The sequence below is a fragment of the Streptomyces sp. NPDC048825 genome (assembly GCF_043198355.1).
In the GTDB taxonomy this organism is placed as follows: domain Bacteria; phylum Actinomycetota; class Actinomycetes; order Streptomycetales; family Streptomycetaceae; genus Streptomyces; species Streptomyces xiangluensis.
Map to the genome: position 1 here is coordinate 116,429 of NZ_JBICUR010000021.1, position 17,829 is coordinate 134,257.

18 protein-coding genes, 2 pseudogenes and 1 riboswitch are annotated in these 17,829 nt (G+C 69.8%); of the genes and pseudogenes, 13 read left to right on the forward strand and 7 right to left on the reverse strand.

All coding sequences use genetic code 11. The annotated features are described in order from the left end of the window. Positions 1–94: 94 nt before the first annotated feature. Positions 95–252: riboswitch (cyclic di-AMP (ydaO/yuaA leader) on the forward strand. Between the two features lie 13 nt (positions 253–265). Together ACGFNK_RS37910 and ACGFNK_RS37915 are read left to right on the forward strand one after the other, a co-directional pair. Continuing rightward, complete coding sequence (locus ACGFNK_RS37910) at positions 266–1,054, forward strand: M23 family metallopeptidase (protein WP_393423463.1); 789 nt, start codon at positions 266–268, stop codon at positions 1,052–1,054. A gap of 222 nt (positions 1,055–1,276) precedes the next feature. Beyond that, on the forward strand, positions 1,277–1,972 hold the full coding sequence (locus ACGFNK_RS37915; protein ID WP_386344761.1) for a GntR family transcriptional regulator: 696 nt from the start codon (positions 1,277–1,279) through the stop codon (positions 1,970–1,972). Between the two features lie 222 nt (positions 1,973–2,194). Here ACGFNK_RS37915 and ACGFNK_RS37920 read toward each other — a convergent pair whose 3' ends face one another. Next, on the reverse strand, positions 2,195–2,476 hold the full coding sequence (locus ACGFNK_RS37920) for an HPr family phosphocarrier protein (protein ID WP_189324765.1): 282 nt from the start codon (positions 2,474–2,476) through the stop codon (positions 2,195–2,197). Positions 2,477–2,647: 171 nt separating this feature from the next. Between ACGFNK_RS37920 and ACGFNK_RS37925 the strand changes: the two genes are divergently transcribed. From ACGFNK_RS37925 to ACGFNK_RS37945, 5 genes are all read left to right on the forward strand, one after another. Continuing rightward, on the forward strand, positions 2,648–5,452 hold the full coding sequence (locus tag ACGFNK_RS37925; RefSeq protein ID WP_393423466.1) for a GNAT family N-acetyltransferase: 2,805 nt from the start codon (positions 2,648–2,650) through the stop codon (positions 5,450–5,452). A 41-nt stretch (positions 5,453–5,493) separates the two neighbouring features. Continuing rightward, entirely contained in the window at positions 5,494–6,081 is a 588-nt protein-coding gene (locus ACGFNK_RS37930) for a DUF5998 family protein (protein ID WP_165339181.1), read from the forward strand. Continuing rightward, positions 6,081–7,274 (forward strand): alkaline phosphatase family protein, encoded by a 1,194-nt coding sequence (locus tag ACGFNK_RS37935; protein ID WP_393423468.1) that lies wholly within the window; start codon positions 6,081–6,083, stop codon positions 7,272–7,274. The genes ACGFNK_RS37930 and ACGFNK_RS37935 overlap by 1 nt, the downstream gene beginning before the upstream one ends. 207 nt (positions 7,275–7,481) lie before the next feature. Further along, positions 7,482–8,132 (forward strand): thymidine kinase, encoded by a 651-nt coding sequence (locus ACGFNK_RS37940; protein WP_393423469.1) that lies wholly within the window; start codon positions 7,482–7,484, stop codon positions 8,130–8,132. An 817-nt stretch (positions 8,133–8,949) separates the two neighbouring features. Continuing rightward, the gene (locus ACGFNK_RS37945) at positions 8,950–9,396 is read left to right on the forward strand and encodes an SRPBCC family protein (protein ID WP_393423471.1); all 447 of its coding nucleotides are present in this window, start codon (positions 8,950–8,952) and stop codon (positions 9,394–9,396) included. Positions 9,397–10,708: 1,312 nt separating this feature from the next. Here ACGFNK_RS37945 and ACGFNK_RS37950 read toward each other — a convergent pair. The 3 genes and pseudogenes from ACGFNK_RS37950 to ACGFNK_RS37960 all read right to left on the reverse strand — a co-directional run bounded on the left by ACGFNK_RS37950 (position 10,709) and on the right by ACGFNK_RS37960 (position 12,017). Further along, positions 10,709–11,104, reverse strand: coding sequence for a DUF302 domain-containing protein (locus tag ACGFNK_RS37950; protein ID WP_393423473.1), 396 nt, complete (start codon positions 11,102–11,104; stop codon positions 10,709–10,711). Positions 11,105–11,195: 91 nt separating this feature from the next. Then, a pseudogene (locus tag ACGFNK_RS37955) lies at positions 11,196–11,411 on the reverse strand (thioredoxin family protein); the annotation flags it as partial. A 153-nt stretch (positions 11,412–11,564) separates the two neighbouring features. Further along, a complete protein-coding gene (locus tag ACGFNK_RS37960; RefSeq protein WP_393423475.1) occupies positions 11,565–12,017 on the reverse strand; it encodes an OsmC family protein in 453 nt (150 codons plus the stop codon). Between the two features lie 173 nt (positions 12,018–12,190). Here ACGFNK_RS37960 and ACGFNK_RS37965 point away from each other — a divergent pair, with 173 nt between their 5' ends. The 5 genes from ACGFNK_RS37965 (at position 12,191) to ACGFNK_RS37985 (ending at position 16,070) form a co-directional block, all read left to right on the forward strand. Further along, the gene (locus ACGFNK_RS37965; protein WP_393423477.1) at positions 12,191–12,862 is read left to right on the forward strand and encodes a peroxiredoxin; all 672 of its coding nucleotides are present in this window, start codon (positions 12,191–12,193) and stop codon (positions 12,860–12,862) included. A gap of 90 nt (positions 12,863–12,952) precedes the next feature. Further along, the gene (locus ACGFNK_RS37970; RefSeq protein ID WP_393423479.1) at positions 12,953–14,194 is read left to right on the forward strand and encodes an NAD(P)/FAD-dependent oxidoreductase; all 1,242 of its coding nucleotides are present in this window, start codon (positions 12,953–12,955) and stop codon (positions 14,192–14,194) included. Between the two features lie 16 nt (positions 14,195–14,210). Next, positions 14,211–14,528 (forward strand): TusE/DsrC/DsvC family sulfur relay protein, encoded by a 318-nt coding sequence (locus ACGFNK_RS37975; RefSeq protein WP_165344262.1) that lies wholly within the window; start codon positions 14,211–14,213, stop codon positions 14,526–14,528. A gap of 37 nt (positions 14,529–14,565) precedes the next feature. Further along, positions 14,566–15,039, forward strand: a complete 474-nt coding sequence (locus tag ACGFNK_RS37980; RefSeq protein ID WP_393423482.1) for a DsrE/DsrF/DrsH-like family protein — start codon at positions 14,566–14,568, stop codon at positions 15,037–15,039. Next, positions 15,036–16,070, forward strand: a complete 1,035-nt coding sequence (locus tag ACGFNK_RS37985; protein ID WP_393423484.1) for a PIG-L family deacetylase — start codon at positions 15,036–15,038, stop codon at positions 16,068–16,070. The genes ACGFNK_RS37980 and ACGFNK_RS37985 overlap by 4 nt, the downstream gene beginning before the upstream one ends. Positions 16,071–16,219: 149 nt before the next feature. Here ACGFNK_RS37985 and ACGFNK_RS37990 read toward each other — a convergent pair whose 3' ends face one another. From ACGFNK_RS37990 to ACGFNK_RS38000, 3 genes are all read right to left on the reverse strand, one after another. Further along, the gene (locus ACGFNK_RS37990) at positions 16,220–16,468 is read right to left on the reverse strand and encodes a metal-sensitive transcriptional regulator (RefSeq protein ID WP_206342659.1); all 249 of its coding nucleotides are present in this window, start codon (positions 16,466–16,468) and stop codon (positions 16,220–16,222) included. A gap of 94 nt (positions 16,469–16,562) precedes the next feature. Continuing rightward, complete coding sequence (locus ACGFNK_RS37995) at positions 16,563–17,162, reverse strand: class I SAM-dependent methyltransferase (protein ID WP_393423486.1); 600 nt, start codon at positions 17,160–17,162, stop codon at positions 16,563–16,565. A 269-nt stretch (positions 17,163–17,431) separates the two neighbouring features. After that, the gene (locus ACGFNK_RS38000) at positions 17,432–17,617 is read right to left on the reverse strand and encodes a three-helix bundle dimerization domain-containing protein (protein ID WP_393423488.1); all 186 of its coding nucleotides are present in this window, start codon (positions 17,615–17,617) and stop codon (positions 17,432–17,434) included. Between ACGFNK_RS38000 and ACGFNK_RS38005 the strand changes: the two are divergent. Next, a pseudogene (locus ACGFNK_RS38005) lies at positions 17,605–17,751 on the forward strand (sulfite exporter TauE/SafE family protein); the annotation flags it as partial. The gene ACGFNK_RS38000 and the pseudogene ACGFNK_RS38005 sit on opposite strands and share 13 nt — an antisense overlap. Positions 17,752–17,829: the final 78 nt, after the last annotated feature.

The following is a 17,829-nucleotide window of genomic DNA, read 5'->3' on the forward strand; positions in this document are numbered from 1 at the left end:
GCTACAAAAACCGTCATCCGTTTGTTGTTTGAGAGATGGCCCGCTTAGCGTCAGTCCGGCTGTTCGTCAGGCAGTGCGCCGCATCCGCGGCACCGGACAGTCATCGCCGAGTCCCCGTACGGCGCGAGCCAGGGGAGCCGGGGACCCACCGCAGTCCCTGGGGTGAATCGGGCGCCCTCCTGGAGGGAGCCCGTAGGAGACCTTCCTGCTCCGAACCCGTCAGCTAACCCGGTAGGCGAGAAGGAAGGAAAGGACCAGCCACTTCATGGCGTTCACCCGCGCCACCGGGAAGCACCGTCGCCCGAGCCGTACGAAGCGCACGTCCTCGAGGACCGTGGGCGTCGCGACGCTCGCCACCACCGGTGTCATCGGCACCCTGGCCGCCCCGGCGTTCGCCGGCCCGTCCTCGGTCAAGCAGACAGGGCTGACCCAGGCCGTCACCATGGGCGACTCGGTCGCCGACCAGATCGACGCCCAGGCCCACGCCCAGCGGCAGGCCGCCGAGGAGGCCGCCGCCCGCGAAGCGGCCGAGGAGGCCGCCAAGAAGCTGGCCGCCGAGCAGAAGGCCCGGGCCGAGGCGAAGGCCAAGGCGGAGCGCGAGGCCAAGGAGCGCGCCGCCCGCGAGGCCGAGCGCAAGCGCCTGCTCAACTCCTTCGTCTCGCCGATCAGCGACTCGTACGTCTCCACCGGCTACAAGGCCGGCGGCTCCGTCTGGTCCTCCGGCAGCCACACCGGCATCGACTTCCACGCCGCCAGCGGCACCACCGTCCGCGCCGTGGGCGCCGGTACCGTCGTAGAGGCCGGCTTCGAGGGCTCGTACGGCAACCAGGTCGTCATCAAGATGAACGACGGCACGTACACGCAGTACGCCCACATGTCGTCCCTCTCCGTCTCCGTCGGTCAGAGCGTCACCCCGGGCCAGCAGATAGGCCTCTCCGGGGCGACCGGCAACGTCACCGGAGCACACCTCCACTTCGAGGCGCGTACGTCCCAGGAGTACGGCTCGGACATGGACCCCCTCGCCTACCTCCGGTCGCACGGCGTGAACGTCTGACGGCTCGGAAGCTTCACCGCGCACCTCTCCCGAAGGCCCCGGCTCACCGAGCCGGGGCTTTCGTGCATGCCGACGGGACGACTGCCTGTTCTGCGCGACTATGTGTCCAAAAAAACTCCATGGATTCCGGCCCGCCATCGGAATTTCCGGTTCTCTGCAATAGAGTCACCGGACGAGCGTCAATCGACCGCGTTTCGCGGGGATTAAGGCGGAGGTCCGGTCATGCGTATTCCCGCGCACTCGGTATGCACGGCGATCCGTGACGACATCGTCGCGGGTGTCTACGAACGCGGCAGCCGGCTCACCGAGGAACTGCTCGCGCGTCGCTACGGCGTCTCGCGGGTCCCCGTGCGGGAGGCACTGCGCACGCTGGAAGCGGAGGGCTTCGTCGTCACCCGCCGCCACGCGGGCGCGTGCGTCGCGGAACCCACCGAGCAGGAGGCCGGCGACCTCCTGGAGATGCGCATGCTCCTGGAGCCGCTGGGCGCCGCGCGCGCTGCGCAGCGGCGGACAGAGGCGCACCTCAAGGTGCTGCGAGGCCTCGTCAGGCTGGGGCAGGAGCGGGCCAGGAGGGGCCAGGGCGAGGATCTGCGCTCGTTGGGCGGCTGGTTCCACGAGACGCTCGCGCAGGCGTCCGGCAGCCCCGCGCTGACCTCGATGCTCACCCAGCTGCGGCACAAGATCGCCTGGATGTACTCGGTCGAGGCGCCGGCCCATCCCGCCGAGTCCTGGTCGGAGCACGGCGGCATCGTGGACGCCGTCGCGCGCGGCGACAGCGAGCGGGCCCGGGCCATCACGGCCCTGCACACCGAGCGGGCGACGGCCGCACACCGGCTGCGCTTTCCCGAGCGCGGTGATCGCGTGGAGCGTGTGAGGAGTTCGCAACACCCCGTAAACACGGCGAGCGTGCGGCATTAACAGTGGCGCCGTATACAAAGGGGAGTAATTCGCGGGGGATTATTTTTGCTGCCCGCGATGTGGAATTGCAAAGGGCCCGCCCGGTATTTTGGGCGAGCCCTTTTGGTGCGTGTGCGGGACGGCGTTTTTGATGCGACGACCACAGCGACCATCAATTGAGGAACCCCGACGGCGCGCAACCAGGTCCGCGAGAGCGGCGCCGGTTGAGGCGCAAAGGGGTGCTCACACAGTTTCCGGCAGCTCCTCAAGCCCCTCCGCGACCAGCTTGGCCAGGCGGTCGAGCGCGGCGTCCGCGCCCTCGGCGTCGGAGGCCAGGACGATCTCCTCGCCGCCCTTGGCGCCCAGACCGAGCACGGCGAGCATGGAAGCGGCGTTGACGGGGTTGCCGTCCGCCTTGGCGATCGTCACGGGGACGCCGGCGGCCGTGGCCGCGCGGACGAAGATGGAGGCGGGGCGGGCGTGGAGGCCCTCGGCCCAGCCGACGTTGACGCGGCGCTCAGCCATGTGATGCTGCCCTTCAGGTGTTCTCAGGTTGTCTAGACCACTATTCCATACCGCGAAGCGCCCTCGAGCGGGGGTCGAGCCCGTCGGAGGCCAGGAGCCCGTGCGGGGGCCCGAGTCGGGCCCCCGGACTGCCTCGCGCCATTGTCGGACACGAGCCGTACTCTGGGGCCCATGCAGACCTCGTCGGACCGGCACGAGTATCCCGCCCACTGGGAGGCCGACGTCGTGCTGCGCGACGGCGGCACCGCGCGCATCCGGCCGATCACGGCCGACGACGCCGACCGCCTGGTCAGCTTCTACGAGCAGGTGTCCGACGAGTCGAAGTACTACCGCTTCTTCGCGCCGTACCCGCGCCTGTCCGCAAAGGATGTCCACCGCTTCACGCACCACGACTTTGTGGACCGGGTGGGACTCGCGGCCACGGTCGGCGGCGAGTTCATCGCCACCGTACGCTACGACCGCATCAACGCCGAGGGCCTGTCCGCCTCTGCTCCTGCCGACGAGGCCGAGGTCGCCTTCCTCGTGCAGGACGCCCACCAGGGCCGCGGCGTGGCCTCCGCGCTGCTGGAGCACATCGCCGCGGTGGCCCGGGAGCGCGGCATCCGCCGGTTCGCCGCCGAGGTGCTGCCCGCCAACAGCAAGATGATCAAGGTGTTCACGGACGCCGGCTACCAGCAGCAGCGCAGCTTCGAAGACGGCGTCGTACGCCTGGAGTTCGACCTGGAGCCCACCGACCGCTCACGCGCGGTGCAGTGGGCCCGGGAGCAGCGGGCCGAGGCGCGGTCCGTGGCCCGGCTCCTCACGCCCGGTTCGGTCGCCGTCATCGGGGCGGGCCGCGCGCCCGGGGGAGTGGGGCGCAGCGTGCTCGACAACCTCCGCGGGGCCGGGTTCAGCGGACGTCTGTACGCGGTGAACAGGGCCCTGCAGGAGAAAGAACTCGGCGGGGTCGCGGCGTACCGCTCGATCCGCGACATCCCCGACCCCGTCGATCTCGCCGTGGTCGCCGTCCCGGCCGAGCACGTCCCCCAGGCCGTCGCCGACTGCGGTGAGCACGGCGTGCAGGGGCTCGTCGTGATCTCCGCGGGGTACGCCGACAGCGGCCCCGAAGGGCGGGAACGCCAGCGTGAACTCGTGCGCCACGCGCGCACGTACGGCATGCGCATCATCGGACCCAACGCCTTCGGGGTCATCAACACCGCACCGGATGTACGGCTCAACGCCTCGCTCGCGCCCGAGATGCCGCGGGCCGGACGCATCGGTCTGTTCGCGCAGTCCGGTGCCATCGGCATCGCGCTGCTGTCCCGGCTGCAGCGGCGCGGCGGCGGCGTCACGGGCGTGACCGGAGTGTCGACGTTCATCTCCTCGGGCAACCGCGCGGACGTGTCCGGCAACGACGTACTGCAGTACTGGTACGACGACCCCGACACCGATGTCGCGCTCATGTACCTCGAATCCATCGGCAACCCACGGAAGTTCACGCGCCTCGCGCGGCGGACCGCCGCGGCCAAGCCGCTCGTCGTCGTCCAGGGCGCGCGGCACGGCGGGGCCGCACCTCCGGGACATGCCGTACGGGCCACACGGCTGCCGCACGCGACCGTCTCCGCGCTGCTGCGGCAGGCCGGGGTCATCCGGGTGGACACGATCACCGAGCTCGTCGACGCCGGCCTGCTGCTGGCACGCCAGCCCCTCCCCGCCGGGCCCCGTGTGGCGATCCTCGGGAACTCCGAGTCGCTCGGGCTGCTCACCTACGACGCCTGTCTCGCCGAAGGACTTCGGCCGTTGCCGCCGCTGGATCTGACCACGGCGGCATCCGCGGACGATTTCCATGCGGCGCTCTCACATGCGCTGGCCGATGACGCCTGTGACGCCGTCGTGGTCACGGCCATACCAGCGGTCGGTGAGACGTCCGCAGCAGACGCCCCCCTCGCCGAGGCGCTCCGCTCGGCCGCGGCGGCGTCCCCGGCGAAGCCGGTGCTCGTGGTCCATGTGGAGCTCGGCGGGCTCGCCGAAGCGCTCTCCGCCGCCACCAGCACCGCGCCCCATGCCGTCGAGCCCCAGGTGCCGCCGCCCGCCGAACGCCCAGCGGCGCAGGCCCCCGCGGACGAATCCCGTCTCATCCCCGCCTACCCCGCGGCCGAACGCGCCGTCCGCGCCCTCGCCGAAGCCGTCAGATACGGGCAGTGGCGCCGGGACGCCGCCGAGCCCGGCCGGGTGCCCGAGTTCGAGGACATCGACGAGAAGGGGGCCGCCGAGCAGATCGACGCTCTGCTGGCGAAGGGCGACCCGGCCGGGCTCACGCTCGGCCCCGACGACACCTGCACGCTGCTCAGCCGGTACGGCATCGACGTACGCCGTGCCCTGCCCGCCCCGACGCCCGACGAAGCCGTCGAGGCGGCCGAGCGCTCCGGCTACCCCGTGGCGCTGAAGGCCACCGCCCCGCACCTGCGGCACCGCGCCGACCTGGGCGGCGTACGACTGGATCTGGCGGACGAAGAGCAACTGCGGCGGGCGTACGCCGAATTGACCGAGCTCTTCGGGCAGCCCGCCGAGCTGCGCCCGGTGGTGCAGAGCATGGCTCCCCGCGGCGTCGACACCGTCGTCCGCGCGGTGATCGACCCGGCGGCCGGAGCGGTGCTCTCGTTCGGGCTCGCCGGAGCCGCCTCGGAGCTGCTCGGCGACACCGCGCACAGGCTGATCCCGGTCACCGACCGGGATGCGGCCTCGTTGATCCGGTCGATCCGGACGGCGCCGCTCCTCTTCGGCTGGCGGGGCTCGGCACCAGCGGACACGGCGGCGCTGGAGGAGCTGCTGTTGCGCCTGTCGCGCCTTGTGGACGACCACCCGGAGGTCGTCTCCGTCACCCTGGAGCCCGTGGTCGTCGCCCCGCGCGGGCTGTCGGCGCTCGGTGCCTCCGTGCGGCTCGCGCCCCCGCCCGCCCGTGGCGACCTCGGTCCGCGCACACTTCCTGTGTACTGATCGGTGCCTCGCAGTCAGTGCGCCCCCGTAGGATGGGCGCCATGGCCAAGACCAGTACATCGACCCAGGGGCTGCGAGCGGCGATCGAGCGCAGCGGCTACTACCCGGCCCTCGTGGCCGAGGCGGTGGAGGCCGCTGTCGGCGGCGAGGCCATCCGGTCGTTTCTGGTCCACCAGGAGACGACGTTCGACGCCAACGAGGTGCGTCGGCATGTGACGGTGCTTGTCCTCACCGACAACCGCTTCATCGTGAGCCACACCGATGAGCAGGCCGCGGACAGTACGTCACCGACGCCGTACGCGACGACGTCCACCGAGTCCGTGAAGCTTGGCCGGATCTCGTCGGTCGTTCTCAGCCGTGTCGTCGCCAACCCGGAGAAGTACGTGCCCGGGACACTGCCCCGCGAGGTCGTCCTCACCATCGGCTGGGGTGCGGTCTCCCGCCTCGACCTGGAGCCGGCCGCCTGCGGCGACCCCAACTGCGAGGCGGACCACGGCTATACGGGCAGCTCGACGGCGGACGACCTCAGCCTGCGCGTCAGCGAGGCCGGGGACGGCCCGGACGCCGTGCGCCAGACGCTCGCCTTCGCCCAGTCGCTCTCCGAGGCGACCGCGGACGTCACCCCGTAATGGCGCAGCCCCTCTGGGACCACCCGGAACCCCTCACCGTCGAGTCCGCACCCGTGCCGGAGTACGGCTCCGGTTCGCTGGCCGATCTGCTGCCCACGCTCGCCGCGGGCATGGGCGTACCAAGTCAGACCGCCACGCTCAAGGACCTGACTCCGGCCGACCGGAACTGCGTCTTCCTGATCGACGGCCTCGGCTGGGAGCAGCTGAAGGCGCACCCCGAAGAGGCCCCTTTCATGAGCTCCCTCCTGGGCAGCTCCCGCGGTGGCACCGGCCGCCCGATCACCGCCGCCTACCCCGCGACCACCGCCACCTCACTCGCCACGGTCGGTACGGGGCTGCCGCCGGGCGTCCACGGCCTGCCCGGCTACACCGTGCGCAATCCGGAGACCGGCGAGCTGATGAACCAGCTCCGCTGGAACCCATGGACACCGCCGGACGTCTGGCAGCCGTACCCCACTGTCTTCCAGCTCGCCGACGCGGCAGGCGTGCACACCGCACAGGTCTCCTCGCCGACCTTCGCGAACACGCCCCTGACGAAGGTCGCGCTGAGCGGCGGAACGTTCCACGGGCGCCTCTCCGGTGAGGAGCGCATGGACCTCGCCGCCGAGCAACTGGCCGCCGGCGACCGCTCGTTGGTCTACACGTACTACGCCGAGGTGGACGGCAAGGGCCACCGCTTCGGCGTCGACTCGGACCCCTGGCGCGGACAGCTCATGTACGTGGACCGCCTGGTCCAGCGCCTGGCCGAGCAACTGCCGCCCCGCACGGCCCTGTACATCACCGCAGACCACGGCATGATCGACATTCCCTTCGACGAGCTGCACCGCATCGACTTCGACGAGGACTGGGAGCTGCGCGCCGGCGTCGCCCTGCTCGGCGGCGAGGGCCGCGCCCGGCATGTGTACGCCGTCCCCGGCGCCGAATCGGACGTCCTGACCTGCTGGCGTGAGGTGCTCGGCGAGCAGTTCTGGGTGGCGTCCCGGGACGAGGCGATCGCGGCGGGCTGGTTCGGGCGGCCCGACCGGATCGAGGAGCGGGTGTACGCCCGTATCGGCGACGTGGTCGCGGCGGCCCGCGACGACGTCCTCCTCATCGCCTCGCAGCGGGAGCCGAAGGAGTCGTCGATGCTCGGCAACCACGGTTCGCTGACCCCCGCCGAGCAGCTGGTCCCGCTGCTCGAAGTACGCTCCTGATCGTCGGCTGCCTGAATCGCCCCTGAACTGCCCTCCGCCGAAAGGTGCTCAACTCGCCATGCCCGAGCTGGTGTCCTTCTCCGGAACCGTGGACTGTGGGAAGTCGACTGACTTGCTTGGGTATCCACCATCTGGCGGTGGTGTCGTGGGCTGGGTTGTGGCGTGTGGTGTCCGTCTTGGTCTGTCGCGAAGGGTTCCGCTCTCCTGATGCCTGAGCTGGTGTTTTTCTCCGGAACGATGGACTGTGGAAAGTCAACTTTGGCGCTTCAAATTGGGCACAACCGTTCGGCAAGGGGTCTGCAGGGTGTGATCTTCACGCGGGATGACCGTGCCGGCGAGGGTAAGTTGTCGTCGCGTTTGGGCTTGGTCACGGACGCGGTTGAGGCGGCTCCGGGCATGGACCTGTACGGGTACCTGGTGGAGCAGATGTCGCACGGTGCCAAGGTCGATTACGTGATCGTGGATGAGGCGCAGTTCCTCGCGCCGGAGCAGATCGACCAGTTGGCCCGGATCGTGGACGACCTCGACTTGGACGTCTTCGCGTTCGGCATCACCACGGACTTCCGCACCAAGCTCTTCCCTGGCTCGCAGCGTTTGATCGAACTTGCGGACCGCGTGGAGACGTTGCAGGTCGAGGCGATGTGTTGGTGCGGTGCGCGAGCCACCCATAACGCGCGCACGCTGGCTGGGGAGATGTTGGTCGAGGGCGAGCAGGTGGTGGTAGGGGATGTGGCCGGCTCGGCGGCGGAGGTGGGGTATGAGGTGCTGTGCCGGCGTCATCACCGCAGGCGGATGACGAGCGCCGCTGCCCATGCAGGGGCGTTGTCGCCGGACGTATTGCCGGTCACCTCCGCCTGATTTCCTGTCGGAGGGACGTCAGTGGACACGTTCTCGGTCGTGCTGGTTGTGGTTGTTGCTGTATGACGCGGATGTGGTGGAGTTCCGCTTCAAGGTTTAGTTTCACCTCGAATCGCTCCCTAGTCGGCGTTTTCGCAGGTTAGGGGGCAATTCGATGCCCAGAGCCGTACGTTGCGGCGGAACGTTCAAGGTCTGGGTTCGCGAGATGCAGCAAGTTGTTTGCGCAGGTCGGGTGTTGGCGTCCGGTAGTTGAATCTGGGCGAGGTTTCCGGTTGCTGGATTCTTGCTGGTTCGGTCGGCGCAGCTGGAAAGACAAGATGGGCTGGGTGGGTGGCGGGTTGGAGCCCCGCCGTTGTCCAAGCCAGGTTGCGGTCGACGAGGCCGGAAACTCCCGCATTCGCGTCCTGGGAGGCGACGCCCAGACCCTCACCTGAAAGAGGGCGGTACGGCGCGTCGCGAGGTCGTTCGATCGCATGGTGCAGAGCATTTCGGGGCGACTCGAGTCGATGGACTGGGCCTTCGTACGTCACTGTGGACCTTCCGGGCAATGCCTCCGCCGCGGCCATGGGCATGGTGGTGTCAGCGGTCGGCGGCGTGCGTACGGACACGGTCGTCCTGCTGTCGTCCGGCGAGATCGACGAGGCGGTCCGTCAGAAGGTGGAGTACCGCGCCCCCGGCGCATGACGCCACCGTTGCTTGCCGCCGGAAACCCGCGCCCGCGCCAGTGATTGCCGTGTGGGCCTCCGTCCGGTTGGTGGAGTTGGTGCGTCACCGGCACCGTGGGATTATGTATATAATTGGATAAAAGGTGATCGAAATGTCTGCGATCAAAGAAAGCGTCGACATCTCCTGCCGCCCCGAAGAAGTCTTCTCCTATGTGACCGATCTCTCGCACCTCCCCGAGTGGCAGGAGAGTGCCGTGTCGGTACGCCCGCTGGGAGACGCTCCTCTGGCCGTGGGTTCGAGAGTCGTGGTGACCCGGCGGATCGGTCGCCGGGACATCCCGATGACCTCGGAGGTGACCGAGCTTGATCCGCCGAGAAGCTGGCGGGTCGACGGCATCGACGGTCCCATCCGAGGGCACGTGAAAGGAACGATCGAGCCGCTCGGCGACGGCGAGCGGTCGCGCCTGACGATGTCCCTCGACTTCGAGACGCATGGGATCGGCAAGGTGCTCGTTCCGCTCGTCGTCCGTCCGCATGTGCGCAAGGAGATGCCGAGGAACGAGCAGACGCTGAAGAAACTGCTCGAGGGGAGTGCGTGAACCTGGCGCGCTCTCTGGCGCATGCGCCGGGCGGTTGTGCGCCAGGCAGGCGATGACCTCCTCGTCGCTCGCCTGCCCGAAGTCCGCGTAGAACTCGCCGATCGCGTGGAACTGCCCGGGTGTGTGCAGACAGACGCCTTCGTCCGCCCTCGCCTCCGAGGCAGGCTGACCTCGTGCGGCGCCACAGGAACCGCCAGCACGATCCACGACGCGCCGCGGGCGCGCGCAATATGGCAGGCCGCCAGTGCCGTGGAGCCGGTCGCCGGACCGTCGTCCACCACCAGAACCGTCCGCCCCTCGTACCGAGCCGGCTGCCGCTCGCGCCGATCGGCGGGCGCGCTGCTCCAGGACGCCGCGCTCCTGTTCCTCCACCGCCGCCAGATCACGGCCGGTCACACCCGTCGCCCCCACCACCGCTTCATTGACAACGCGCCCATGGCAAGTTCCGGCTGGAAGGGCACCCCCAGCTTGCGTACGAGGCAGACGTCGAGCGGAGCGCCCAGGGCCTCTGCGATCTGCGCAGCGACCGGGACGCCGCCGCGAGGAGCGAGGCCGGGTCGGCACACGTCCGACGCGCCGCCGGTCGCGGGCAGCGCCTCCCCGAAGCACCAGAGATAAGGGCACCCCCCGGCTGACGGCAGCGGGTGGCATCATGCCCGGCTATGGGGAAGAGGGACGAAAGCGATGAGGCGTACGTCGTTGACTTGTGCAACCAGGTGCTGGGCGAGACGGCCCTGACCCAGCACAAGTTCGACTGGCTCCTGGGAGACTTGGGCACGACTGTATAGCGTTTGTTCGATTCTGCGGGCGTCGAACGTCCGATCCCGATGGTTGCTCGGCCGAGTTGATCAGGCACCGTCGGCCGATCAGTGTGCCAGTGCGGTCGACTCGGCCGGCGGCCGGGAATCCAGGGGTCCTGCTGCCGGGGTCCGCGACGACTCGTCAACGCTCAGCGGTCTCCCGGGCGCAGGAGCCACCTTCCCAACAGCCCTGAGACTCGCCGGACTTGATCCGAAGAGTCTCTCTGCGAGGTGCGGGCAGGAAGGTCATGGGCACCGCTCAGGGGCGCGCCGGCTCGCGCTCCCGCAGCTGCCGCCGCAGGATCTTGCCGGAGGCCGCCTGCAGAAGAGCCACACCCTGCTGCGAAGCCCCTCAAGGCCGACGCGCTATTACGACGTGATCACCGAGGTTTTTCCACAACTCCTCGGCGCCAGCGGGTACGTACGACCCTGCCGTGATGCTCGGGAGAATACCGAGGTCAGGGGGCGGCAACGCCGGACGGTTCGGTCGGAGGCGTCCCGGGGCGGGGCCGTCAGGAGTCCCCGGTGAGGCAGGAGAGGGCCGCGTCCAGGCGGCGGGTGGCCTCCTCGGCGACCGGGCGCAGTGCGTCGAGTCCGGTGAGCGTGACCATCGTGTTCGGGTCGAGGGCCTGTACGGCGGTGCGGTCGCCGTCGCGGCGGACGACGACGTTGCAGGGCAGCAGCAGGCCGATGGTGCGGTCTGTCTCCAGGGCGCGGTGGGCGAGGGGAGGGTTGCAGGCGCCGAGGATCACGTAGTCCTCCATGTCCTGGTCGAGCTTGGCTTTAAGGGTGGCGGTGACGTCGATCTCGGTGAGGATGCCGAAGCCCTGCTCGGCGAGCGCCTCGCGGACGCGGCTGACGGTGGTGGCGAAATCGGTGTCGAGGTGCACGGTGCGGTCGTAACGCATGGTGTCGGCCTTCCTGTTCGTGACGTTCAGGGCGGTGGCGTTTCCCCTGGCGGGCGCGCGGGTGCCCAGGGAGCCTGCGTTGTGCTCCGGTTCAGCGTTTGGCAGCGGTGCGCGCCGTGAGCTGTCGGCGTACGTCGTCCATGTCGGCGGCGCGGATCTTGGTGATGAGGTCTTCCAGGGCTGGGGCGGGGAGAGCGCCGGGCTGGGCGTAGAGGATGGTCTTGTCGCGGATGGCCATGAGGGTGGGGATGGAGCGGATCTGGAAGCTCGCGGCGAGTTCGGGCTGTGCCTCGGTGTCGACCTCGCCCAGCCCCCGAGGCCGTGTAGTCGGCGTAGACGACGCGCCGGGGCCCGTAGGGACCGTCCGTCATCTCGTCGTCGCCGATGATCCCCCGGCGGATGCGTTCCAGGAGGGGCAGCGTGGGCGGCGCCTGGCCGGTCACCGGGTGGGCGGGCATCGTCAGGGCTCCAGCCCGATGACGATCTCGGGCGGCTGATGGAGGGTGTTGTGGACCGTGCAGTGCGAGGCGACGGCGAGGAGGGCGGCGCGGCGCTGCTCGGGCAGTCCGGGAGGCGGTAGGACCGTCACGTGGACCGCGTCGATTCTGGCCGGGCGGTCGGTGGCCATCGTGAACTCGGTCCGCACCCGCAGTCCGGTGCGGTCCAGGCCGTGACGGTGCAGGTAACGGCCTGCGTAGAAGCCGACACAGGAAGCCAGGGACGCGGCGAACAGCTCGGTGGGCGTCGGGGCGGTGTCCTGCCCGCCGGCGTCCTCGGGCTGGTCGACCAGCAGCCGGTGGCCGCGCACCTCTATGGCGTACGCGTCCCCGTCGACGTGGGTGGCCTCCAGCCGGTGCACATCCGGTTGTGGCGGCCGGGTGGGGGTGGCGGTGTCGGGTGTGCTGTGGGTCATGGCCGCGTCTCCTCGGGTCCGCTGAGTCGCTCTGGCATCCAGTGCACCGCGGCCGGTACGTCATCGCGAGAGGCCAAAGGGGATCGGAGGGAGGGCCGTTCGGCCCTGGGATGAACCTCATGGACCTAAATACCCTAGGGGGTATTCGAGCTCATCTTCGAGGAGAGTGCCCCATGACCGTTGTCGAACAGCTGACCACCACTCCCACCCGGCCTCCCCTCATCGGCGACAAGGCGCCGGGCTTCGAGGCCGAGTCCACCCACGGCCCGGTCCGGCTCGCCGACTACACCGGGCGCTGGCTGGTGCTCTTCAGTCACCCGGCCGACTTCACCCCGGTGTGCACCACCGAGTTCATCGCCTTCACCGAACTCGCCGACGAGTTCGCCGCCCGGAACGTGGCTCTGCTGGGCAACTCCGTGGACTCCGTCCACAGCCACCTGGCCTGGACCCGGTCCATTCAGGACAAGCTCGGCGTACGCATCCCGTTCCCGATCATCGCCGACCTGGACACCCGGGTCGCGCGCGCCTACGGCATGCTGCACCCGAACGCCTCCGGCACCGCAGCCGTAAGCGCCGTCTTCGTCATCGACCCGGAGCAGACCGTCCGGGCGGTGCTGTACTACCCGATGAACGCCGGGCGGATGATCCCCGAGATCCTGCGGTTGGTGGACGCCCTGCAGACCTCCGACCGCGACGGAGTCTCCTGCCCGGCCAACTGGCGCCCCGGCGACGACGTCATCCTCGGAGCCCCGAAGACCCAGGCCGAACTCGATGCCAGGCTCGCGGACGAGACCGTCAAGCTCGCCGACTGGTATCTCGCGACCAAGCCCGGCACTCCTGGCTGAGCCCAGGTCCGAAAGTATACCCCCACGGGTACCCAATTCCGGGACCAACGGCCCCTGACCATGCCTCACCCCGCCGCCGAGAGTGGGGGCATGGACAAGAGCATCGTGATTCTCGGAAGCGGCACCGCCGGCACGCTGACGGCCAACCGGCTGCGGCGGACGTACGACGAGCGCGAGTGCCGGATCACTGTGGTCGACCAGAACGACGACCACGTCTACCAGCCCGGACTGCTGTTCGTCCCCTTCGGCCTGGCCCAACCCCACGCCCTGGTCCGCCCGCGCCCGCGGCAGCTGCGGGACGGGATCGCCTATCGGAGCGCCGAGATCGAGCGGGTGGACCTGGACGCCGAGATGGTGCACTTCGCCAACGGAACCTCGCTGGGCTACGACGTGCTGGTGGTGGCCACCGGCGCGAGCCTGCTGCCGGAGGAGACCGAGGGCCTGACCGGGCCGGGCTGGGGCGAGAAGGTCCACACCTTCTACGACCTGCCCGGCGCGGTCGCCCTCCACCAGGCGCTGGAGCGCTTCGAGGGCGGCCGGGTGGTCGTCGACGTGGCCGACCTGCCGATCAAGTGCCCGGTCGCGCCCCTGGAGTTCGCCTTCCTCGCGGACTGGTACTTCCAGCGCCGGGGTATCCGCGACCGCGTCAAGCTGACCTACGTCACCCCGCTGGACGGTGCCTTCACCAAGCCGGTCGCCGCGAAGGCGCTGGGCGGCCTGTTGGCGGAGAAGGGCGTCGAGTTGGTCACCGAATTCGCGCTCGGGGAGGTCGACGGCACCGGTGGCCGGCTGGTGTCGTACGACGAGCGCGAGGTGCCGTTCGACCTGGCCGTGGTCGTACCGCTGCACGGCGGCGCCGAGTACGTCGAACGCTCGCCGGGCCTGGGTGACGAGCTCGGGTTCGTTCCCGTGGACCGGCACACACTGCAACACACGGACCACCCTCATGTGTTCGCCATAGGTGACGCGGCGGGCCTGCCGGCGTCCAAGGCCGGCTCGGTGGCCCACTTCGAGGGTGAGGTGCTGGCGCACAACATCGGCCGCTTCCTGGCCGGGAAGCCGCTGGATGCCTCCTACGACGGGCACACCAACTGCTTCATCGAGACCGGCTTCCACAAGGCGCTGCTCATCGACTTCAACTACGACACCGAGCCGCTGCCCGGTCACTTCCCGGGTGCGCTGGGGCTGCCGCTGCTGAAGGAATCGCGCGCCGACCACCTCGGCAAGCTCGCCTTCGAGTGGCTGTACTGGCACAGCCTGCTGCCCGGCCGGGAACTGCCCGGCATCGGCTCGGCGATGCCCGAGCACGGCAAGACCAACACCCCCGCCTGAACGGAGAGAGACCGCCATGACCACCGCCACTTACGACGACACGTCCGTGACCGTCGACGACGAAGGATTCTTCACCGACCCCGGCCAGTGGACCGAGCCCATGGCCGGGCAGATCGCCCGCGAGCTGGGCATCGAGACGCTGACCGACCGGCACTGGCAGGTCCTGAAGTTCATGCGCGCCGAATACGCGGCCAAGGGCACCGGCCCCACCGTGCGGGTCCTCGGCAAGACCTCCGGCGTGAGCGTCAAGGAGCTCTACCAGCTCTTCCCCAAGGGCCCGGCGAAGACCGCCGCCAAGATCGCCGGAATCCCCAAGCCCCGCGGCTGCATCTGAACCCACCCGCCGACCGCCACCCGAAGGAGCATCCGACATGACCGCCAGCGCCACCATCGAAAAGGTTTCGATCATCGTCTCCAAGGGATCCCTGGAAGGGATCTACCCGGCCCTGATCATGGCCAACGGCGCCCGCGCCGAAGGCATCGAGGCCGACCTGTTCTTCACCTTCTTCGGCCTCGACGCCATCACGAAGAAGCAGTACGACCACATCAAACTCGCCACCGTCGGCAACCCCGGCCTGCACCTGCCCACCCTCCTGGGCGGACTGCCCGGCGTCCCGGACCTGATCACCCGGTTCATGGAACGCAAGATGGAGAAGCTCGACATCCCGCCCATCCCCGAGTTCATCGAGATGATCTCCGACACCGGCGCGGGCATCTACGCCTGTAAGGCGTCCGTGGACCTCTTCGAACTCGGCGAGGACGACCTCATCGAGCAGGTCCAGGGCGTCATCACGGTCGGCGAGTTCTACGAGCACGCGGCCGGCGGCCAGATCATCTACACATGACCGGCCCTTGGGCCGGTGGCGCAGGACTGCCGGACGACCTGCGCCGCGTGCTGGCGGTGGTCGCCCACCCCGACGACGAGTCGTTCCGCTTGGGCGGCCTCCTCGCACTGCTGTCCGCTCGCGGCGTGCCCACCACGGTGCTCTGCTTCACCCACGGCGAGGCATCAACCCTGCACGCCGGCCCCGGCGACCTGCGCACGGTGCGGGCGGACGAACTGGCCTGCGCCGCACGGGAACTGGGCGTGGAACGCGTGGAACTGGCCGACTATCCGGATGACGGGCTTGCCGCTGTTCCGCTGGGCCGGCTCGCCGCGCGGGTCGGCCGGCTCATCACCGAACGGCGCCCCACCCATCTGCTGGTGTTCGACACCACCGGCGTCACCGGGCACCGTGATCACCGTCGGGCCACCGAGGCGGCCCTTGCCGCCGCCCGTGAAAGGGGAGTCCAGGTCCTCGGCTGGACCCTGCCGAGGGCGGTCGCGGAGGCCATGAACAGGGAGTTCGGAGCCTCGTTCGCGGGACGTGAGCCGGGTGAATGCCATGAGATCAGGTCGGTCCCGCGGGCCCGGCAGCGCCGCGCCATCGCCTTCCCCCAGTCTCGGCTTCGCTCGACCGGGAGGGACCCCCATCGCAAGCCAGTCGACCGACAATCCGGTGCTGTGGCGTCGCCTCGAACTCCTCGGAGACAGCGAGTACCTGCGTCGACTGCCGTGACCTCGGGGAACGCTTCGTTGTCAGGCGGAGGGGGCACGGGGCGGCGTGGACGCAGGATCCTCGGCCCCGGCGGACCCGATGGTCTCGGCGACGCAGGCTTGGGATATGAGCCGGTCGGCGAGGTCGCGCGCCTCGTTCACGGTCAGCGAGGCCCAGGTTCCCGGTTCGCCGCTCCGGACGGGGCCCACGTCGAGCGCGACCCGGCCGATCGGCCGGTCCGTGGCGGCGGCCAGCCGCAGAAACTTCACCTCGATCCGCCGACCGCAGGAGGTCACCAGCGGCGCCTCACCGGCCGGACCAAGCCGCATGTGCCCTGATTCCGCCATCCTGCCCACGTCCTTCCCTGGATACCGGGTGGGGTATTAGGGGCAGCGTCGCGCAGGCACGGAATGTTCCCGGAAACGCGAGGCGCCCGCCGCCCCGCGTTTCCGGGAAGCGGCGGGCAGACCACGCCGTTGACCTGGTCTCAGGCCAGCGCCAGGAACAGCTTCTCCAGTTCCGCCTCGGTCATCGGCGGAGCTTCGCCGTCCTGCTGCTCGGCCATGCACTGCCGCATACCGCTGGCCACGATCTTGAACCCGGCCCGGTCCAGGGCGCGGGAGACCGCCGCGAGTTGGGTGACCACGTCCTTGCAGTCGCGGCCCGCCTCGATCATGGCGATGACCCCGGCCAGCTGCCCCTGCGCGCGGCGCAGCCGGTTGAGCACCGCACTCATCGCTTCCTCTTCCACCTTCACCGGGAGCCTCCTCGTGGCCGGTCGATCGCTCCCATAGTACCCGTGGGGGTATATGGGGCGGGATGGTCGCTCGTCAGAGGCGTTCGGCGCGCACCAGCGAGTCGATGGCAGTGCGCGGGCCTTCCGGGCCGTCGACCGCTCGCGTGACCGTCTCTGCTCGCAGGATCCGGGCGTACGGCTGCCATTCGGCAGCGACCTGCCCCGCGGTGTACAGCACGCGGGGGTCCTGCGGCCCGCCGAAGCCGTGCTCGCGGTTCGAGGTGTCATGGCATACCAGCAGCAGGGTCCCGCCGCTGTGCGCGGCGGTCGCGGCCAGCTTCAGCACCTGCGCCACCTGCGGCCACGGCAACTGCAGATACGCGATCAGCGCCAGGTCGTACGCCGCTTCCGGGGCGTCCCACGCTGTCAGGTCCGCGCACGTCGTGCGCAGACGTACTCCCCGCTCGGCCGCCAGGTCCTCGGCCTTGGCCAGGGCGACGGCGGAGAAGTCCACGGCGTCCACGTCCCAGCCCCGTTCAGCGAGCCAGACCGCGTTGCGTCCCTCGCCGGCCGCCAGGTCGACCGCCCGCCCGGCGGGCAGCCCGGCCAGCTCGCCTTCGACGAACCGGTTGGGGGCCGCCGCCCAGACCAACTCGGTGCCGCGGTACCGCTCGTCCCAGCCTGCCGCGTCCATCGCCTGCTCCTCGTCTGCCCGTAGGGGCTGTGCCGTGTTCACCCGCGTGCGTGATCGCAACTGGTGGCGTCAGTGTGATGGTGCCGTCGGGGGCGGTCCGCCGTCTGCGGCGGTGTGGGCGATCGATTCTTCGTGTTCGGGAGTCGCTCCGCCGGTCTCCTCGTCTCCGGCGAGGAGATACGGGTACGGGCAGCTGCGGGGGTCCGGGGCGATGCAGGCGTTGCAGGGACGGGACCTGTCGATGACGCACTTCGGGGTCGGTTTCACGTTCACCCGCCTTCCGCTTCGGGCTCCGCGGGGCGTTGGGCCAGCCTCTGGGAGGCGCGTTTGAACGCCAGTACCGGCACGTAGTGACGGATCCGGGCCGAGGAGAAGAAATCGAGTGCCTCTGCCGTCACGGCGGCCAGTACCGCGAGTGGCGTGTCCGGAAAAGCGCAGGCCAATCGGCCCTGCATGTCGAGCGGCGATCCTCGGGGCCTGGGACGGCAAGCGCATCGCCGCCAAGGTCCCGGCCCGGCGTCTGCAACGCATCTTCGCCGTACTGTTGCCAGCCGTCGCGGTCTTCATGCTCGCCGACGCGCTTTGGTGAGCTACTGAGCGTCCGGTCTGTGCCTTTCGGCCCCGGCGGGCGGTCCGCAAGGTCGTCCCGGCCCGCTCCGGCGCGTGC

Bases quoted from the DNA above. Each gene is read 5' to 3' on its own strand.
- ACGFNK_RS37915 (WP_386344761.1), top strand. From the start codon at position 1,277: ATGCGTATTCCCGCGCACTCGGTATGCACGGCGATCCGTGACGACATC.
- ACGFNK_RS37950 (WP_393423473.1), bottom strand. From the start codon at position 11,104: ATGCGTTACGACCGCACCGTGCACCTCGACACCGATTTCGCCACCACC.
- ACGFNK_RS37910 (WP_393423463.1), top strand. From the start codon at position 266: ATGGCGTTCACCCGCGCCACCGGGAAGCACCGTCGCCCGAGCCGTACG.
- ACGFNK_RS37940 (WP_393423469.1), top strand. From the start codon at position 7,482: ATGCCTGAGCTGGTGTTTTTCTCCGGAACGATGGACTGTGGAAAGTCA.
- ACGFNK_RS37920 (WP_189324765.1), bottom strand. From the start codon at position 2,476: ATGGCTGAGCGCCGCGTCAACGTCGGCTGGGCCGAGGGCCTCCACGCC.
- ACGFNK_RS37985 (WP_393423484.1), top strand. From the start codon at position 15,036: ATGACCGGCCCTTGGGCCGGTGGCGCAGGACTGCCGGACGACCTGCGC.
- ACGFNK_RS37930 (WP_165339181.1), top strand. From the start codon at position 5,494: ATGGCCAAGACCAGTACATCGACCCAGGGGCTGCGAGCGGCGATCGAG.
- ACGFNK_RS37990 (WP_206342659.1), bottom strand. From the start codon at position 16,468: ATGAGTGCGGTGCTCAACCGGCTGCGCCGCGCGCAGGGGCAGCTGGCC.
- ACGFNK_RS37945 (WP_393423471.1), top strand. From the start codon at position 8,950: ATGTCTGCGATCAAAGAAAGCGTCGACATCTCCTGCCGCCCCGAAGAA.
- ACGFNK_RS37965 (WP_393423477.1), top strand. From the start codon at position 12,191: ATGACCGTTGTCGAACAGCTGACCACCACTCCCACCCGGCCTCCCCTC.
- ACGFNK_RS37935 (WP_393423468.1), top strand. From the start codon at position 6,081: ATGGCGCAGCCCCTCTGGGACCACCCGGAACCCCTCACCGTCGAGTCC.
- ACGFNK_RS38000 (WP_393423488.1), bottom strand. From the start codon at position 17,617: ATGCAGGGCCGATTGGCCTGCGCTTTTCCGGACACGCCACTCGCGGTA.
- ACGFNK_RS37960 (WP_393423475.1), bottom strand. From the start codon at position 12,017: ATGACCCACAGCACACCCGACACCGCCACCCCCACCCGGCCGCCACAA.
- ACGFNK_RS37975 (WP_165344262.1), top strand. From the start codon at position 14,211: ATGACCACCGCCACTTACGACGACACGTCCGTGACCGTCGACGACGAA.
- ACGFNK_RS37925 (WP_393423466.1), top strand. From the start codon at position 2,648: ATGCAGACCTCGTCGGACCGGCACGAGTATCCCGCCCACTGGGAGGCC.
- ACGFNK_RS37970 (WP_393423479.1), top strand. From the start codon at position 12,953: ATGGACAAGAGCATCGTGATTCTCGGAAGCGGCACCGCCGGCACGCTG.
- ACGFNK_RS37995 (WP_393423486.1), bottom strand. From the start codon at position 17,162: ATGGACGCGGCAGGCTGGGACGAGCGGTACCGCGGCACCGAGTTGGTC.
- ACGFNK_RS37980 (WP_393423482.1), top strand. From the start codon at position 14,566: ATGACCGCCAGCGCCACCATCGAAAAGGTTTCGATCATCGTCTCCAAG.